This window comes from Bradyrhizobium sp. AC87j1, assembly GCF_002936975.1.
Taxonomy (GTDB): domain Bacteria; phylum Pseudomonadota; class Alphaproteobacteria; order Rhizobiales; family Xanthobacteraceae; genus Bradyrhizobium; species Bradyrhizobium shewense.
Genome location: NZ_PTFE01000074.1, coordinates 13944 through 30591 on the forward strand (window position 1 = coordinate 13944; position 16648 = coordinate 30591).

The 16648-nt window shown below is 65.3% G+C and carries 16 protein-coding genes; 6 read left to right on the forward strand and 10 right to left on the reverse strand.

Going from position 1 to position 16648, the window contains the following annotated elements:
- Nucleotides 1–76: 76 nt before the first annotated feature.
- The 3 genes from CV770_RS29595 to CV770_RS42820 all read right to left on the reverse strand — a co-directional run bounded on the left by CV770_RS29595 (nucleotide 77) and on the right by CV770_RS42820 (nucleotide 3308).
- Entirely contained in the window at nucleotides 77–1324 is a 1248-nt protein-coding gene (locus CV770_RS29595; RefSeq protein ID WP_165637428.1) for an MFS transporter, read from the reverse strand.
- Between the two features lie 252 nt (nucleotides 1325–1576).
- On the reverse strand, nucleotides 1577–2920 hold the full coding sequence (gene glmM / locus CV770_RS29600) for a phosphoglucosamine mutase (protein ID WP_028140521.1): 1344 nt from the start codon (nucleotides 2918–2920) through the stop codon (nucleotides 1577–1579).
- Nucleotides 2921–3140: 220 nt separating this feature from the next.
- Complete coding sequence (locus tag CV770_RS42820; protein WP_162832259.1) at nucleotides 3141–3308, reverse strand: hypothetical protein; 168 nt, start codon at nucleotides 3306–3308, stop codon at nucleotides 3141–3143.
- Between the two features lie 116 nt (nucleotides 3309–3424).
- Here CV770_RS42820 and CV770_RS29610 point away from each other — a divergent pair, with 116 nt between their 5' ends.
- Complete coding sequence (locus CV770_RS29610; protein WP_028140522.1) at nucleotides 3425–4561, forward strand: alpha-hydroxy acid oxidase; 1137 nt, start codon at nucleotides 3425–3427, stop codon at nucleotides 4559–4561.
- A gap of 352 nt (nucleotides 4562–4913) precedes the next feature.
- Here CV770_RS29610 and CV770_RS29615 read toward each other — a convergent pair whose 3' ends face one another.
- The 7 genes from CV770_RS29615 to CV770_RS29645 all read right to left on the reverse strand — a co-directional run bounded on the left by CV770_RS29615 (nucleotide 4914) and on the right by CV770_RS29645 (nucleotide 13339).
- A complete protein-coding gene (locus CV770_RS29615; RefSeq protein ID WP_104464888.1) occupies nucleotides 4914–5540 on the reverse strand; it encodes a hypothetical protein in 627 nt (208 codons plus the stop codon).
- 55 nt (nucleotides 5541–5595) lie between these two features.
- The gene (locus CV770_RS29620; protein ID WP_104464889.1) at nucleotides 5596–6435 is read right to left on the reverse strand and encodes a shikimate dehydrogenase; all 840 of its coding nucleotides are present in this window, start codon (nucleotides 6433–6435) and stop codon (nucleotides 5596–5598) included.
- Between the two features lie 73 nt (nucleotides 6436–6508).
- Nucleotides 6509–8251 carry a SulP family inorganic anion transporter gene (locus tag CV770_RS29625; protein ID WP_104464890.1) on the reverse strand — a complete coding sequence of 581 codons (1743 nt, stop codon included), beginning with the start codon at nucleotides 8249–8251 and terminating at the stop codon, nucleotides 6509–6511.
- Nucleotides 8252–8346: 95 nt separating this feature from the next.
- Nucleotides 8347–8619: a helix-turn-helix domain-containing protein gene (locus CV770_RS29630; RefSeq protein WP_026201995.1), complete on the reverse strand. Its 273-nt coding sequence runs from the start codon at nucleotides 8617–8619 to the stop codon at nucleotides 8347–8349.
- 352 nt (nucleotides 8620–8971) lie between these two features.
- Entirely contained in the window at nucleotides 8972–11020 is a 2049-nt protein-coding gene (locus tag CV770_RS29635; protein WP_091958426.1) for an elongation factor G, read from the reverse strand.
- A 190-nt stretch (nucleotides 11021–11210) separates the two neighbouring features.
- A complete protein-coding gene (locus CV770_RS29640; RefSeq protein ID WP_104464891.1) occupies nucleotides 11211–11690 on the reverse strand; it encodes a DUF992 domain-containing protein in 480 nt (159 codons plus the stop codon).
- 446 nt (nucleotides 11691–12136) lie between these two features.
- Complete coding sequence (locus tag CV770_RS29645; protein WP_026201996.1) at nucleotides 12137–13339, reverse strand: pyridoxal phosphate-dependent aminotransferase; 1203 nt, start codon at nucleotides 13337–13339, stop codon at nucleotides 12137–12139.
- A 627-nt stretch (nucleotides 13340–13966) separates the two neighbouring features.
- Between CV770_RS29645 and CV770_RS29655 the strand changes: the two genes are divergently transcribed.
- The 5 genes from CV770_RS29655 (at nucleotide 13967) to CV770_RS29670 (ending at nucleotide 16648) form a co-directional block, all read left to right on the forward strand.
- Nucleotides 13967–14617, forward strand: a complete 651-nt coding sequence (locus tag CV770_RS29655; protein WP_018318298.1) for a glutathione S-transferase family protein — start codon at nucleotides 13967–13969, stop codon at nucleotides 14615–14617.
- 157 nt (nucleotides 14618–14774) lie between these two features.
- Complete coding sequence (locus CV770_RS42825; RefSeq protein WP_018318299.1) at nucleotides 14775–14951, forward strand: hypothetical protein; 177 nt, start codon at nucleotides 14775–14777, stop codon at nucleotides 14949–14951.
- 73 nt (nucleotides 14952–15024) lie between these two features.
- Nucleotides 15025–15180 carry a hypothetical protein gene (locus CV770_RS29660; RefSeq protein WP_165637429.1) on the forward strand — a complete coding sequence of 52 codons (156 nt, stop codon included), beginning with the start codon at nucleotides 15025–15027 and terminating at the stop codon, nucleotides 15178–15180.
- A 128-nt stretch (nucleotides 15181–15308) separates the two neighbouring features.
- Nucleotides 15309–16121: a PAS-domain containing protein gene (locus CV770_RS29665; RefSeq protein ID WP_104464892.1), complete on the forward strand. Its 813-nt coding sequence runs from the start codon at nucleotides 15309–15311 to the stop codon at nucleotides 16119–16121.
- A gap of 71 nt (nucleotides 16122–16192) precedes the next feature.
- On the forward strand, nucleotides 16193–16648 hold the full coding sequence (locus CV770_RS29670; protein WP_028140530.1) for a GNAT family N-acetyltransferase: 456 nt from the start codon (nucleotides 16193–16195) through the stop codon (nucleotides 16646–16648).

Here is a 16648-nt window from a genome sequence, read left to right on the forward strand (position 1 = left end):
GCGTTGCAAAACTGCAGCGCCTCGCGCCGCAATTGCTAACGATGTGTAAAGCCGCAGTGCAGCGGGAGAGAATCCGTTAACGCGCGTGCCGCGGCAGCTTGGGCAGGAACACCGCAAGCAGGCCGATCGCCGGCAGGTAGGCGCAGACCTGGTAGACGAACTCGATCGAGGTGTGGTCGGCGAGCTTGCCGAGCACGGCGGCGCCCAGGCCCCCGATGCCGAACGCAACGCCGAAGAACACGCCGGAGATCATGCCGAATCTGTGCGGCACCAGCTCCTGCGCGAACACGATGATCGACGACGTCGTCGAGGAGATGATCAGGCCGATAATGACTGACAGCACGGCGCTGCCGACGAGCCCGGCATAGGGCAGCGCCAGCGTGAACGGCAGCGCGCCCAGGATCGAGATCCAGATCACGATCTTGCGGCCGAAGCGATCGCCCAAGGGACCGCCCAGAAACGCGCCGACCGCATTCGCCGCGAGGAAGATGAAGAGATAGATCTGCGCTGCCTGCGTCGACACGCCGAACCGGTCGATCAGGTAGAAGATGTAATAGCTCGACAGGCTCGAGACATAGAGCTGTTTTGAAAACAGCAGCGCGACCAGCACGAGCAGCGCAACGGCGACGCGGCGCGAGCTCGGCGCCTCGGGATGGGCCTGAACCGCCGCCATCTTCTTCGCCTTGATCTGCGGCGCATACCAGCGGCCGATGCGCCAGAGGATGAGGATCGCGAGGAAGGCGATCGAGGAGAACCAGGCGATGCTGCCCTGCCCGAACGGCACCACGATCAGCGCCGCCAGCACCGGCCCCATCGAGGTGCCGAAACTGCCGCCGAGCTGGAACACCGATTGCGCAAACCCGTAGCGGCCGCCGGAGGCGAGCCGCGCGATGCGCGCGGATTCGGGGTGAAACACCGCCGAGCCGAGACCGACCAGCGCGGCGGCGACGAGGATGACGAGATATTGGTGCGCGGCACTGAGCAGCAAGAGGCCGAAGAAGGTCGAGGCCATGCCGATCGCCAGCGAATAAGGCTGCGCTTTCTTGTCGGTATAATGCCCGACCACCGGCTGCAGCAGCGAGGCCGTGAACTGAAACGCGAGCGTGATCATGCCGATCTGCGCGAAGTCGAGCGCGTAGGTGTCCTTCAGGATCGGATACACCGAGGCGATCAGCGACTGCATGGTGTCGTTGAGGAAGTGCGAGAAGCTGATGCCGGCGAGCACGACATAGGCCGGCCCGGCCGCTTTGGCCGCGGGTGCCACGTCAGCCACGACGACGGGCTCGGTCAGCGTTTCCTCTGAGACGACGACAGATTTGTTCAATGCAGCGGTCCCGGCGCGGCAGATTGCCGCGACCTCGTAGGTACGATGCAACGCGCGGTGGAACCACCGCCAATCGCAAATGGCTGGGATGCGTGTGTCTTACCCTCTCCCCTTGTGGGAGAGGGTGGCTCGCCGCGTTAGCGGCGAGACGGGTGAGGGGTATCTGTCTTCACGAAAAGTATTGCGAGTCGAGAGAACCCCTCATCCGGCGCTTCGCGCCACCTGCTCCCACAGGGGGAGAAGGAAGAGAGCTCAGGCCGCGGCCTGGCCGAGCGCGAAGACGATGGTGTCGACGACGTCCTCGACCAGGATGCGGTCTTCGCCCTCGCCCATGACGCGGATCACCGGCTCGGTGCCGGAGGAGCGGATCAGGAGGCGGCCGTGGCCGTTGAGCCGTTTCTCGCCGTCGGAGATCGCCGACTTGACGTCGGAATCGTCGAGCGGCTTGCCGCCCTTGTGGCGGACGTTCTTGAGGATCTGCGGCAGCGGATCGAAGCGGTGGCAGACTTCCGACACGGGGCGGCGCAGCTTCTGCACCACCGCCAGCACCTGCAGCGCAGCGACAAAACCGTCGCCGGTGGTGGCGTAGTCCGACAGGATGATGTGGCCCGACTGCTCGCCGCCGAGATTGTAGCCGCCGTTCAGCATCTGCTCGAGCACGTAGCGGTCGCCGACCGGCGTGCGCACCAGATCGAGCCCCTGCCCTTTCAGGAAGCGCTCGAGCCCGAGATTGGACATCACGGTGGCGACGATGCCGGGACGCGACAGGCGGCCGTCTTCCTTCCAGCTCTGCGCGATCACCGCGAGCAACTGGTCGCCGTCGACGACATGACCGCGCTCGTCGACCAGGATGACGCGATCGGCGTCGCCGTCGAGCGCGATGCCGATGTCGGCGCGCATCTCGCGCACCTTCCGCGACAGTGCTTCCGGCGAGGTCGAGCCGCAATCCTTGTTGATGTTGAAGCCGTCGGGCTCGACGCCAATCGGCACGACGTCGGCGCCCAACTCCCACAGCGCTTCCGGCACCACCTTGTAGGCGGCGCCATTGGCGCAATCGATCACGACGCGCAGGCCGTCGAGCGAGAGGTCGCGCGGCAGCGTGCGCTTGGCGAATTCGATGTAGCGGTCATGCACGCCGTCAATACGACGGGCGCGGCCGAGGCTCGCGCTTTGTGCCAGCCGCTTGTCGATGGGCTCATCGAGCAGCTGCTCGATCTGCCTCTCGACGTCGTCGGAGAGCTTGAAGCCCTGCGGGCCGAACAGCTTGATGCCGTTGTCCTCGAACAGATTGTGCGAGGCCGAGATCATGACGCCGAGATCGGCGCGCATCGACTTGGTCAGCATCGCAACCGCCGGCGTCGGCATCGGGCCGACCAGCAGCACGTCCATGCCGACCGAGGTGAAGCCGGCGACCATCGCGTATTCGATCATGTAGCCGGACAGGCGGGTGTCCTTGCCGATCACGACCCGGTGGCGGTGGTCACCGCGCTGAAACGCAAGGCCTGCGGCCTGGCCGACCTTGAGCGCGAGCTCCGGCGTGATCAGTCCGTTGGCGCGGCCCCGAATCCCGTCCGTCCCGAAATATTTGCGACTCATATCGTCCCCCGAGCAACAACCAGGGGATCCCCTCTACAACCACGGGCTGCCCGAACGGGGCCCGCATCCCTGATTTGCTAGGCGTGTTATAATGCCTGTGAGGCTAACTTGGCTTCAAAAAATATGATGAATCATTACGGAACCGGGGCGCCGCCGTCCGACAACGGCTTGTTAACATTATATTTCCTGCCGATGGTGCCGAAACGGGGCGGAACCCGACTTAATCGCTGCGCTTCACGTGCCCATCCCCGCGGCTCGGCGCCGGCTGGGTGACGTTGACGGGATCGGAGCCCGGAAAGGTCTCTTCCAGACCTTCTTCCAGGGCTTCCTCGAGATCACGCTTCTCCTTGATCTCTTCCGGCGAAGGTCCAGCGTGCGGCTTCGTCATGGTGCCCTCCTGCAAAACCGTCTGCAAACGGATTTGGCTGTGCATCCAACCATGCTAGATGACCCCGAAATCTTCCGATGCAAGACTCTTGGTAGAAGACGGGCCGGGGAACGATCATGAAACATATCACCTGTATCGACGATCTTCGCACGCTGCATAAGCGCCGCGTGCCGAAGGCGTTCTTCGACTATTGCGACCGCGGCTCCTATGCCGAGGAGACGCTGCGCGCCAACCGCGAGGATATGCAGGCGATCAAGTTCCGCCAGCGCATCCTGGTCGATGTCTCCAAGCGCGACACTTCGACCACGATCCTCGGCGAGCCCTCGACCATGCCGCTGATGCTCGCCCCCGTCGGCCTGCTCGGCATGCAGCATGGCGACGGCGAAATTTATGCCTGCCGCGCCGCGCAGGCCGCCGGTATCCCGTTCACGCAATCGACCATGTCGATCTGCTCGATCGAGGACATCGCCGCCAATGTCGAGAAGCCGTTCTGGTTCCAGCTCTACGTCATGAAGGACCGCGGCTTCATCAAGGAATTGATCCAGCGCGCGATCGCGGCCAAGTGCAGCGCGCTGGTGCTCACCGTGGACCTCCAGGTGATCGGCCAGCGCCACGCCGACATCAAGAACGGCATGACCGTGCCCCCCGAATGGTCGCTGTCGAAGCTGCTGGATTTCGCCAGCAAGCCCAGCTGGGTCTCCGGCGTGCTGCAGGGCAAGCGCCGCACCTTCGGCAACATCGCCGGCCACGTGAAGAACACCGAGGATCTCAATCGCCTCGCCGAATGGACGGCCTCGCAGTTCGACACCTCGCTGAACTGGAAAGACGTCGAGTGGGTCCGCAGCATCTGGCCGGGCAAGCTCGTCATCAAGGGCATCCTCGACGTCGAGGACGCCGAGGAAGCGGCCAAGACCGGCGCGCAGGCCCTCGTCGTCTCCAACCATGGCGGCCGGCAGCTCGACGGCGCGCCGTCCTCGATCGAGGTGCTGCCCGAGATCGCCGATGCGGTCGGTGACAGGATGGAGATCATGTTCGACGGCGGCATCCGCTCCGGCCAGGACGTGATGCGCGCGCTTGCGCTCGGCGCAAAGTCCTGCATGCTCGGCCGCGCCTATGCCTACGGCCTGGGTGCCGGCGGCCAGGCCGGCGTCGCCAAGGCGATCGACATCATCCAGAAGGAGCTGCTCACCACCATGGGCCTGTGCGGCGTCAACCGGATCGACGAGATCGACGATCATGTCATCGCGATGTGAGGTGCAGCGGCGGTGCCGTAGGGTGGGCAAAGCGACTTGTCCGCCGTAGCTCGACGAGCGAAGGCGGAAGCGTGCCCACCATCGTGCGCGGAATGTGAGAAAGACGTGGGCACGGCGCAAATGCGCCTTTGCCCACCCTACGAGATCTCGGTGTGATCGAAGATCGCAGCCACAAATTTCCGCTGTCGTCCCGGACAAGCGCAGCGCCGATCCGGGACCCATAACCACAGGGAGTAGTTTGGCGAGGACTGGTGATTAGTCAGTCTTCGCGCGGTACTGCAATCTTCTCACATCGAGCGATCACGAATGGGTCCCTGCTTTCGCAGGGACCACTGCGGCAGCGCCCCCCAACTTACATCGGCGGCGTCAGGCCGTCACGGCCGACGCTGACGCGGTTGGTCTCGAACGAGCCGTCCGGCAGTTGCTTCATGAAGGCGATGACCTTGGCGCCGGCCTTCAGGTCGGATTTGTCGCCAGGCACGAAGGTCACCACCGGCGTGTTGTCGGCGACGAACACCTTCTTCTCGCCGTCCTTGTACTTGACCAGCAGCGTATGGCCGTCATTGCCGACCACGCTCTCCGAGACCGTGGCGTTGGTCATGCTCGAATTCGGCTTGAGGTCATAGGGCCGCGAGCCCTCGCCGGTGCCGCGCATGCTCTCCGGAAACACGTGGACCTCGACCGCGTTCTGGCCGCCGTCCGGTCCCGGCACCGTGGTGGCGCCGACGAAGGAGCCGACCTTGATGTCGGCGAGTGAAATTTTGGTAATCCCCGATACGTTCACGTCGGAAGCGATGCGCAGCTTGACGTCCTCGCCGCTGCGCGATTTGACCTGCATCGTGTCACCATTGACGCTTTCGATCGTGCCGCGCACGCGCGTCGGCACCGGTGCCCTCTGCGCGTAGGCATAGAGGGTGGAAGCGGCCACCATCGCGACGGCGATGAGCGGACGTGTGAAAGTTGCGCGTTGAACAGACATGACGGTCTCCGATTGTCCCCCGGATGGAGAACTCCGGACGACGCGTGCTATTCTCTCAAGTCTTTGTGAGATCGGCCTCGACCAGCGCCCGCAGCTCGGCCGTGACCTCCGGCCGCCGGCCGAACCACAGCTCGAAGCCGCGCACTGCCTGGTGCAGCAGCATGCCGAGCCCGTCTGCCGTCTTCAGGCCGCGCGCCGTTGCGGCGGCGAGCAGCGGCGTCACCAGCGGCACATAGACGAGGTCGGCGACCACCGCCGCCTGCGGCAGGCGCGCGACATCAACATCGAGTGAGGGCTGGCCGTGCATGCCGAGCGAGGTCGTGTTCACGAGAAGTTTTGCGCGCGGCAGCACATCGTCGATCCCGTCCCACGTCACGGGATGCACGTTCGGCCCGAACTGTCTTGCCAGCGTCTCAGCCCGCGCGATGGTGCGATTGGCCAGATGGATGCGCTTGATCCCACGCTCGAGCAGACCGAACACGACCGCCCGCGAGGAGCCGCCGGCGCCGAGCACCAGCGCCTCCTCGGCAGCATCCCAGCCGGGCGCGCTGGCGTCGAGATTGCCGATGAAACCTTCGACATCGGTGTTGGTCGAGCGCAGCTCGCCGTCGGCAAACCACAGCGTGTTCGCCGCGCCGACGGCCTTGGCGCGGGCGTCGGGAGTGGACAGCGCCAGCACCTCCTCCTTGTGCGGGATGGTGACGTTGGCGCCGACGAATCCGCGCAGCGACAGCCGCAGCACGAAATCCCTGAGATCCTCGGGCGGAACCGCTTCGATGACATAGCCGCCGGCAATGCCGAGCGTGCGCAGCCAGTAATGATGGATCAGCGGCGAGCGCGAATGCGCGGCCGGCCATCCGATCAGACAGGCTGCAGGAGCTTTGGGCGCGGACATCTTTTCCTCGGGGTCGTATTCCCGAGGCGATCCATTTCGCGTCCCGTGGGGCCTGTCAAGCGTGCGGACGTCGCTAGTCCGCCGCGGCCTCGTCGGCCGCCCGGCCCTTGATGTCGGCGATCGCGCGGTCGAGGCTCTGGCGATATCGCGCCCGGGGCGGCGTCACGCCATGGGTGAGCAGCGCGCGCCGGACCGCGGGCGAGGCGCCGGTGATGAACAGGCGGATGCCCTGGCGGTGCGCCTTGGCGGCGACGCGGCCGAGCACGTTAGCCGCCGTCGAATCCAGGAACGGCACCGCGGCGAAATCGACCACGAAGGCCTTGCGCTTGTCGGCGACCTCGTCGAGCACGCCTCCGATGGCGGAGGCCGCGCCGAAGAAGAACGCGCCGGTGATGCGATAGACCAGCACGTCGCGATCGACCGCAAGCGCAGGATCGTAGCGAACGCGATCGCCGTTGCCGTCGTCGGGACGATCGCCGGCGACGAGTGGCGAGCGTTCCTCGATGCCCGTCATCTCCGCCATGCGATGGATGAACAGCACGGCGCCGAGCGCGAAGCCGACCAGGATGCCTTCGGTGAGATCGCGGAAGATCGTCAGCAGGAAGGTCGCGAGCAGCACGACGGCATCGCCCCATGACGAACGCAGGAGCGTGGCGAATTCGTGCTTCTCCGCCATGGTCCAGGCCACCACGACCAGCACCGAGGCGAGCGCGGCCAGCGGAATGTAGCTTGCGAGCGGCGCCGCGATCAGCATGAACAGCAGCAGGAACACGGAGTGCAGCATGCCGGCCAGCGGCCCGCGCGCGCCGGCGCGGATGTTGGTCGCGGTGCGCGCGATCAGGCCGGTGACGCAGATGCCGCCGAACAGCGCCGAGCCGATATTGGCGGCGCCTTGCGCCACCAGCTCGCAATTGGAGCGGTGACGGCGCCCGGTCATGCCGTCGGCGACCACCGCCGACAGCAGCGACTCGATAGCTGCCAGCAGCGCGAACGCGATCGCATCCGGCAGCACGGCGCTCGCCTTCGCGACCGAGAACGCCGGCAGCGCCGGTGACGGCAATTCGCGCGGAATGCCGCCGAAGCGCGACCCGATGGTTTCCACCGGCAGCGACAGCACGGCACACGCAACGGCGGCGAGCACGACCGCGATCAGGATGCCGGGCCAGGACGGCCGCCAGATCCGCAAGGCCGCGATGATGGCGATGCTGATGATTGCGACCGCCACGGCGGATGGATTGATGGTGTTGAGACCGCCGGCGAGCGCGACCAGCTTTGGAACGAACTCGCTGGGCTCTTTCCCCGCAAGCGTGATGCCGCCGAGATCGCGGAGCTGGCTGGCGAAGATGATCACGGCGATGCCAGCGGTGAATCCGACCGTCACCGGATAGGGAATGAACTTGATGTAGGTGCCGACCCGGAGCAGGCCCGCGGCGATCAGGAACACGCCCGCCATCAGGGTGGCGAGGATGACGCCATCGACGCCGTGACGTTCCGCGGTCGCTGCGACCAATACGATGAAGGCGCCGGCGGGTCCGCCGATCTGGAACCGGCTGCCGCCGAGCAGCGAGGCGATGAAGCCGCCGACGACAGCGGTGTAGAGACCGCGGTCCGGCGTCACGCCCGAGGCGATCGCGATCGCCATCGACAGCGGCAGCGCCACGATCGCAACCGTCAGCCCTGCGAAGACGTCGGCGCGGAAGTCCGCGACGCCGTAGCCTTCACGCCAGACGGTGACGAGCTTTGGCAGATACAGTTCGGCGAAGGTCGGCTGACGCAGCTGGTGCAGCCGGCTTGCGTGATCGCTTGTGATGCTCATGCTCCGCTGCCCCACAATGCTCCACTGCATCGTGCGGCCGCGATTCGGACGCGACGGTGCGCTGGTTCAGTCTGCTCCGGGCATGACCCGCAAGATCACGCCCCCACCCGACGCGGCGGCCCGGGCTCCTTCAGGCGGACGCCACGCCCGCCGCTGTCGCTGCGGACCTGCTCGCCGATCAGCTCGACACCGGCCCGGTCGAACGCCTCGACCACCTTGATCAGGGTCTCGACCACGCCGCGCACATTGCCGGTGCTGGCCTCCATCCGCTGGATGGTCGGCAGCGAAACGCCGGCGAGCTCGGCCAGGGTTTTCTGGTCAATGCCCAGCAGCGCGCGGGCTGCCCGCATCTGGAACGACGTGATCACCTTGGCCTCACTTACCAGAACTTATAAATGATATCTGAGACGTGTACAATGATGTAAAATACATCATCCGCGGGCAAGCGCAAGGGGCTTACGCCTATCTCCTCCATCATTGCGAGGAGCTCTTGCGACGAAGCAATCCAGGCTGCCTGCGCAGAGACAGTCTGGATTGCTTCGCGGAGCCTGTCATCGGGCCGCGCTTTGCGCGGACCCGGTGGCTCGCAATGACGAGTGGAGAGGGGGCGCGGCCTAAATGAAGCACCGCACCCGTGGAGACAGCCCTCACCCCACCCCTCTCCCCGTAAGGACGGGGAGAGGGTGTGAGAGAGTGCCGTCCCTGACTAAGCCAGCTTGATCAAGCCGCGTGTTGATGCGCGGCGATGATCTGGTCGGCGGCGCGGCCTGTGACTTCGGCCATGTGGTCGAACGTGCGGGTGAAGCTGCCGGCGCCGGCGGTGGCCGAGCGCAGCTCCACGATCAGTTCGCCGATCTCGGCTTCCGGCATCATGGCGCGGACGCTGTCCCAGCCGCTCCAGCCGTCACGCGTGTCGAAGCCGAGGATCTGGCCGCGCCGCGCCGACAGGATCGCATTGATCTTGGCGGTGGCGTCGGTCGGACAGACGATCTCGACCACGTGGATCGGCTCCAGCAGCACCGACTGACAATGCGGCAGGCCCTCGTTTAGTCCGATCCGCGCCGCCGTGCGGAAGGCGAGATCGGAAGAGTCGACGCTGTGATAGGAGCCGTCGGTCAGCGTCACCTGCAAATCGGTGACGGGGAAACCGAGCGGACCGCGCGTCAATCCGTCGACGACACCTTCTTCCACCGCGCCGATGTAGTTGCGCGGCACGGCGCCACCAACGACCTTCTCGGCGAACTTGAAGCCCTCGCCGCGCGGCAACGGCCTGATGTCGAGCACGACGTCGCCGAACTGGCCGTGGCCGCCGGACTGCTTCTTGTGGCGGCCGCGCTGGACGATCGGCTTGCGGATGGTCTCCTGATAGCCGATGGCCGGTGGATGCGAGGTGATCTTGACGCCGAAGCGGTCGCGCAGCCGCTCGCTGGCGACGCGCAAGTGCATCTCGCCCTGTCCCCACAGCACGGTGTCGTGGGTCTGGGCGTTCATCACGATGACGAGCGAGGGATCCTCCTCGTGCAGCCGCGTCAGCGCCTGGCCGAGCTTGACGTCGTCCTTGCGATCGGTGGCCGCAACCGAGATCGCGAGCACCGGCGACGTCGGCTCCGAGACCGCGAGCGCCGCAGGCGGGGTCTTGCCGCTCGAGACCGTGTCGCCGGTCTTGATCGGATCGAGCTTGGCGAGCGCCACCGTGTCGCCAGCTTCAGCTGTGGCACGCTTGGTGTCGTAGGCGCCGTTGACGGCGAGGATGCCGGAGATGCGGCCCGCTCCTCCGGAAGCGGATTGCAGCGTGGCGCCGTCGTCGAGATGGCCGGCGAGCAGCCGCGTCAATGACAGTTTGCCGCCATGCTGCGAATGCAGCGTCTTGAACACGAAGCCGAGCGCGTCCCTGGTCTCGGTAACGCCGAGACGTTTTGCGGTCTCCGCTATTCCCGGCGCCTCGTGACGCAGCGCCTTCATCAGACGCAGTACGCCGTTTTCGCGCGCGGCTGCCCCTAACAGCACAGGGCAGATCACCCCTTCGCGCAATTCGCGGGCGAGATCGTCGAACACGGCATCACGCGGCGGCTGGATGTCTTCGAGCAGCTGCTCCATCAGCGCGTCGTCGTGATCGGCGAGCTTCTCCAGCATCGAGAAGCGGGCCTCCTTCTCGCGGTCGAGATTGCCGCCTTCGAGCGCGACCACCTCGGAAGCCTTGTGCTCACGATAGATGAAGGCGCGTTCCAGCGCGAGATCGACGAAGCCCTCGATCAGTTCGTCCTTCCAGATCGGGATCTGGCGCAGCACCAGCGGCACGCGGGAGGCGGGCTGCAGCATTGCGAGCGACTCGCGGATGCGCTGGCTCGCGCGGTCGATCTTGTTGAGGAACAGGAAACGCGGGATCTTCAGCTCCTCCAGCTCGCGCAGGATGATCTGAAGCTGCGGCAGCTTCTTCTCGTCGGCCTCGCAGACCACGATCGCGGCATCGACCGCGGGCAGCGCGGCGCGCATGTCGTGGGCAAACTCGACGGAACCGGGACAATCGAGGAAAGTGTAGCTGTCGCCCATGAAACTCGTGGTGGCGGCAGTGAGCCCGACGGTCATCTTGTGATGACGGGCCTCGGGCGCAGCGTCGCCGACGGAAGTTCCGGCGTCGACACTGCCGGCACGCGGGATTGCACCCGTTCGCGCCAATATTGCTTCGAGAAGTGTGGTTTTACCGCTTTGGAAAGGGCCCACCAGCGCGATGCACCGTGGACCTCGGGGACTTCTGACGTCTTGTCCCATTCGCCGCCTCCTTGGTGTGGAGCTCGGCCCATGATTGGGTCGGCAATCGCAGATGCTCTGCCCGTCCCCGAGATTTGGCAAGCATCAAACGTCGCTGCGGTGCGTCGTCGGTTAGATCAAGTCTTGACGGTGGTGTTCCACCTCTTCCCGCTGGGAAGAGGTGGAGCAGCACCACCCGCCCGGCGCGCGATCAACGGCCCGGACGAAGTTCCAGGCTCTCGAGGCCGGCGGCAATGTTGAGGCCGACCTGGCCCTGCACGCTGAGCGGTTGGAGCGCGATCGAATTGTTGGAGCCGCCGACCAGCACGTTACCCCCCAAGCCGACACCGACCGAGGCGCTGCCCTGCGCACCGGCATAATTGCCCGAGAGGTCGCCGGGGCCGAGCCGGTCGACCGGCGCGAACACGCCCCACGCCAAAGCCGTCTCCTGGGTGATGCCGATGTCGAGACCGACTTTGCGGATGGTTGCGACGTAACGATCGTCGGGCAGACCATCGGCGCGCAGCACGCAGCCGAGATGGGTCACCGATCCCACGATGAAGCCGACGCTGGCGCCGCCGCGGCATTCGAGCACGCCGACCCGGGCCATCCGCTGCTGCGCACTGCCGCTCACGCTGGAGGCAACGAGGCTGGCGGCGGCGAGCCCGGCGAAGATCAACGAACGGCGCATGAAATGTCTCCGGCGATGAAGTGATGCGAGCAGAGAAGGCGCACTGCACGCTGCGCGATGGTCTATGCCACAAGTGCGTTGTGGGTGCCATATCGCAGGCGGTTAGAATCGAACTTGTGGAGAGAGCCCCTCACCCCACCCTCTCAGGGCGAGCTTTGCTCGTCCCGCCCCCCGTAAGAACGGGGCGAGGGAGTGAGAGAGCGGTGCGCCCCTCACTCAAAGCCAATCAAACTTCAATGGCGCGTGGCGGGCGTCCTAACCTCTCCCCGCTCTTCAGCGGGCAGAGGTCGGATCGCCCCGGCGATGCGAAGCATCGTCCGGCGTGATCCGGGTGAGGGACAAGGCACAATGCTGCCCCAAGCAAAAGCCCATCCGACTCCACTCATCGAACACGCATAAAAAAGGCCCGCACGAAGCGGGCCTTTTCAATTCTCGTCGCGACAGACTTACCGCAAATTACCGCAGAAGCGCTGGATGCGCTTGCATGCGTCTTCGAGATCCGAGGTCTTGGTCGCGTAGGAGATGCGGAACGCCGGGCCGAGGCCGAAGGCCGAACCCTGCACCACCGCGACGCCTTCGGTCTCAAGGAGCTCGGTGACGAAGGTCTCGTCATTGTCGATCACCTTGCCCGACGGCGCGGTCTTGCCGATCGTGCCGGCGCAGGACGGATAGACGTAGAACGCGCCCTCGGGACGCGGGCATTCGATGCCCTTGGCCTGGTTGAGCATGGAGACGACGAGGTCGCGCCGCTCCTTGAACACCTTGTTGTTGGCGGGGATGAAGTCCTGCGGACCGTTCAGAGCTTCCACCGCGGCCCATTGCGCAATCGAGGACGGGTTCGAGGTCGACTGCGACTGGATGGTCGACATCGCCTTGATCAGCTGCGCGGGGCCACCGGCATAGCCGATGCGCCAGCCGGTCATGCAATAGGCCTTCGACACACCGTTCACGGTGAGCGTGCGGTCGTAGAGTTTCGGCTCGACCTGCGCCACCGTGGTGAACTGGAAGTCGTCATAGACGAGATGCTCGTACATGTCGTCGGTCATCACCCAGACATGGGGATGCTTCACCAGCACGTCGGTGAGCGCCTTCAGTTCGGAACGCGTGTAGGCGGCTCCCGTCGGGTTCGACGGCGAGCACAGGATCACCCATTTTGTCTTCGGCGTGATCGCGCGCTCGAGCGCCTCGGCCTGGAGCTTGAAGCCGGTCGCAGCGGTGCAGACCACCGGCACCGGCTCGCCGCCGGCGAGCGCCACCATCTCAGGGTAGCTGACCCAGTACGGCGCGGGAATGATCACCTCGTCGCCCGGATTGATGGTCGCCATCAGCGCGTTGTACAGCACCTGCTTGCCGCCGGTGCCGACGATGATCTGGTTCGGCTTGTAGGCAACGCCGTTCTCGCGCTGAAACTTGGCGATGATCGCGTCCTTCAGCTCGGGAATGCCGTCGACCGCGGTGTACTTGGTCTTGCCGGCCTCGATGGCGCGGATCGCCGCCAGCTTGATGTTCGCGGGCGTGTCGAAGTCGGGCTCGCCGGCACCGAGACCGATGACGTTGCGGCCCGCCGCTTTCAGCGCGCGTGCTTTATCCGTGACCGCGATGGTCGCGGACGGCTTCACACGGTCGAGCGCAGCGGCAAGGAAGGACATCGTCATCTCCTGACAAGCGTCGAAAAGCCCTGGGCCTCACGACTCTGATTGTGGGAATGAGATACCCTAAAACGTGTGCCGCTGCGCCGCAAGAAACTTCGGCCCGATCTCGGAAAAACTTACGGATTTGGAGCGGTTCAAGCAGCGATTTCCAGCAATTTTCCGCAACTTTATCGCGCGAATCGCTCATATCCCGGAAGGCTTGTCCTCGGAGCAATTTTGCGTGTTGCGTGCTGAAGCTCCGTCATGGCCGGGCATAGCCGTCCGAAGGACGGCGTCGCTCTCCGCTCGCCAGTGTCCCGCCATCCACGCCTCACCCGCGGCACGAAGAACGTGAATGCCCGGGGACAAGCCCGGGCATGACGGCGCACTGGGTTGATGACAGCGCTCTTCCCCAATCGCTCACCCTGCGCACGATCGCGCGAGCCAAGCGCTCGCATGCTGACGCAAGCGTGATCTGATTTGCATCGTCGCGCGGAAATGATCTTCCGCGGCGCTGCAGTGCGGTAGGGATTTCGAGTTTTTCTATTGGCCGGCCCTTGCAGCGGATTCGCATCGGCATCATTGTTTAGCCGCCTCGCACGGCAACGAGCGCCGCGCCTCCCGTCTTCCGGAATCATTCTCAGAATGTACAAGCTCTATTCGATGCAACGCTCGGGCAACAGCTACAAGGTCCGCCTTGCGCTGGCGCTGCTCAACGTGCCTTACGAAGCGATCGAGGTGGACATTCTGCGCGGCGAGAGCCGCACGCCGGACTTTCTGACCAAGAACCCGTCGGGACAGGTGCCGCTGCTCGAGGTCGGCGACGACCGCTTTCTCGCGGAGTCCAACGCCATCCTCTGGTACGTCGCCGTCGGCACACCGCTCGCGCCCGAGAACCGCATCGACCGCGCCGAGGCGCTGCAATGGATGTTCTTCGAGCAGCACGCGCTGGAGCCGAACATCGGTGCCGCCTATTTCTGGCTATCATTGGTCAAGGGCGGCCGCGACCTCCAGACCCATTCGCTGGAAGACTGGATGGAGCGCGGCTATGGCGCGCTCCAGGTGATGGAGAACCACCTCAAGACCAACGCCTATTTCGCCGCGCGCCAACTCACGGTCGCCGACATCGCCTTGTACGGCTACACCCACCTCGCCGACCGCTGCGACTTCGACCTCCAGGCCTTCCCGGCGATCCGCGACTGGCTGAAGCGGGTGGAAGCTGCGCCGGGTTTCGTGTCGATGGACTGGCGGCCGGCCGACGTCGACGACCCCGCCAGCATTGCCGCCGGGGCCTGAGCGCGCGCCCTGCGCTCTGGCGAATAGCGGGTACAAAGGTAACATTCGCCGCAATCCCGCCGTTTTCTGCGCGATAGCCGCCGCAATATTGCCGGTTGAAACTGGGAAATTGTGGAAAGTCGCGGGTGATTCGCTCGCACGTTGAAGGATTTAGACCATGATACGGGCGTCCGGCACGGCAGGCTTTCAGGGCCATCCCGCTACCGTCGCGTCTTCCCGGCTGACCAACGCGGTCGCGGCCTCGCTCGCCGTCGCCGCGCTCTCGCTGTGCCTGATCGTCACCCTGACGGTGCTGTCGACCAAGGCGACCATGGCGATGGGCCTGCCGGTCTGATTCCCGTTTCATCCTGGTCCAGCCTTCAAGGCGCCGCGTGGCCCGTGCCTTCAGGCATCGCGACAGGACGTCGATGAAATCACCCGTGGTAGTCGTTGCAATCGCACTGACTGCGGCCATTTTGGTCGCGGCGTCGCTGTTGATTGTCGTCACGCGCAAGGGCCCGGGGATTTCGACGCTGAATGCGCCTGCGCTGCAACAGCCCCTCAAGCACGCCCACTTGGTCTAAAATCATCCGAAAACCTGAAGCTTGCACGCAAGCGGCCCTTAAACACATCGCGGGAAAACGTATCGCGGTGGCGCAACGATCAGTCAGTGTTGCGACGTTACCTCGTTCGGGAGGAGCGAGACGGGTCCATGCGGTTCGGATGGCGTGCGATCTCCGGTCCGGTGCTGACGGCAGCAACCCTGCTGCTGGCGATGCTTTTCGACCGCTTTCTCCCCACTGCCTCGCCCGTTCCGCTGCTCGTCGGCATCGTGGCGCTCGCCGGCGCACTGTCGGGCCTCGCCTCCGCCGTCACCAGCGCGGCCGTCGCGGTGATCGGCGCGGCGCTGCTCCTCCTCGGCCGCCACGGCGTTTCCGGCTTGACCACCACCGATCTGGTCCAGTTCGGCCTGCTGGCGATCACGAGTGCCGCCACGGCCGGCATTACCGGCCTGATGCGCGAGCGGCTGCTCGGCACGGTCGCGGCCGAGCGCCGGAGCCACACCACGGCGGCACGGCTGTCGGCCGCGCTCGACCAGGTCGATATCGGCATCGTGCTGCTCGATGCCGAGACGCGGGCCGAGTTCATCAACCGCGCCTTCCGCGATTATTTCGCGGTGCCGGACGAGATCGCCGACGGCAAGCCGCCCTTCATCGCGCTGATGTATCACGGCCGCGACACCGGCGCGTTCGAGCTGCCCGAAGACGAGCTCGGCACCTTCATCGCGCAGCGCATGGAGATGGTGCGCATCGGCGATGCCACGCCGATCAACATCGCCTTGCGCAACGGCGAGGTGCTGCGCTTCGTCTGCGCCGCGCTGCCCGACGGCGGACGAATGCTCAGCTACACGCCGGTGACCGACCTCGTCCGCCACACCGACGCGCCCTCACGCGCCGACTACTACCGCTCGCTGCGCGATCCCACGGGCCGCAGGCTGATCCGGCATCTGCGCGCCGCGGAGTGATGCGACTGGCGATTGATCGGCACGCCCGTCATCACGTATGAAGGACGTCCCATCGATCGCAGGAATTCCACATGTCGCTCACCATTCGCGCCGTCACCAGGCAGGACTACGATCAATGGCTGCCGCTGTGGGACGGCTATAACGCCTTCTACGGCCGCTCCGGCCCGACCGCGCTGGCGGGCGAGATCACTGCGATGACGTGGCAGCGTTTCTTCGATGCCTATGAGCCGGTACATGGGTTGGTCGCCGAGAGCGACGGCAAGCTGCTCGGCATGACGAACTACCTGTTTCATCGCAGCACCACCGCGATCGAGCCGTCCTGCTATTTGCAGGATCTGTTCACGCTGGAAGCCGCGCGCGGCAAGGGTGTCGCCTCGGCGCTGATCCACGGCGTCTATGAGCGGGCGAAACTGGCGGGATCGCCGCGCGTCTATTGGCAGACGCACGAGACCAATCTCACGGCACAGCGCCTGTATGACAAGGTCGCGGAGCGGTCCGGTTTCATCGTCTATCGCAAGCTGTTCTGA

What these genes read in the sequence shown, in the direction of transcription:
- glmM (WP_028140521.1), bottom strand. Translation starts at nt 2,920, where the DNA reads ATGAGTCGCAAATATTTCGGGACGGACGGGATTCGGGGCCGCGCCAAC.
- CV770_RS42820 (WP_162832259.1), bottom strand. Translation starts at nt 3,308, where the DNA reads ATGACGAAGCCGCACGCTGGACCTTCGCCGGAAGAGATCAAGGAGAAG.
- CV770_RS29610 (WP_028140522.1), top strand. Translation starts at nt 3,425, where the DNA reads ATGAAACATATCACCTGTATCGACGATCTTCGCACGCTGCATAAGCGC.
- CV770_RS29615 (WP_104464888.1), bottom strand. Translation starts at nt 5,540, where the DNA reads ATGTCTGTTCAACGCGCAACTTTCACACGTCCGCTCATCGCCGTCGCG.
- CV770_RS29620 (WP_104464889.1), bottom strand. Translation starts at nt 6,435, where the DNA reads ATGTCCGCGCCCAAAGCTCCTGCAGCCTGTCTGATCGGATGGCCGGCC.
- CV770_RS29625 (WP_104464890.1), bottom strand. Translation starts at nt 8,251, where the DNA reads ATGAGCATCACAAGCGATCACGCAAGCCGGCTGCACCAGCTGCGTCAG.
- CV770_RS29635 (WP_091958426.1), bottom strand. Translation starts at nt 11,020, where the DNA reads ATGGGACAAGACGTCAGAAGTCCCCGAGGTCCACGGTGCATCGCGCTG.
- CV770_RS29640 (WP_104464891.1), bottom strand. Translation starts at nt 11,690, where the DNA reads ATGCGCCGTTCGTTGATCTTCGCCGGGCTCGCCGCCGCCAGCCTCGTT.
- CV770_RS29645 (WP_026201996.1), bottom strand. Translation starts at nt 13,339, where the DNA reads ATGTCCTTCCTTGCCGCTGCGCTCGACCGTGTGAAGCCGTCCGCGACC.
- CV770_RS29655 (WP_018318298.1), top strand. Translation starts at nt 13,967, where the DNA reads ATGTACAAGCTCTATTCGATGCAACGCTCGGGCAACAGCTACAAGGTC.
- CV770_RS42825 (WP_018318299.1), top strand. Translation starts at nt 14,775, where the DNA reads ATGATACGGGCGTCCGGCACGGCAGGCTTTCAGGGCCATCCCGCTACC.
- CV770_RS29660 (WP_165637429.1), top strand. Translation starts at nt 15,025, where the DNA reads ATGAAATCACCCGTGGTAGTCGTTGCAATCGCACTGACTGCGGCCATT.
- CV770_RS29665 (WP_104464892.1), top strand. Translation starts at nt 15,309, where the DNA reads ATGCGGTTCGGATGGCGTGCGATCTCCGGTCCGGTGCTGACGGCAGCA.
- CV770_RS29670 (WP_028140530.1), top strand. Translation starts at nt 16,193, where the DNA reads ATGTCGCTCACCATTCGCGCCGTCACCAGGCAGGACTACGATCAATGG.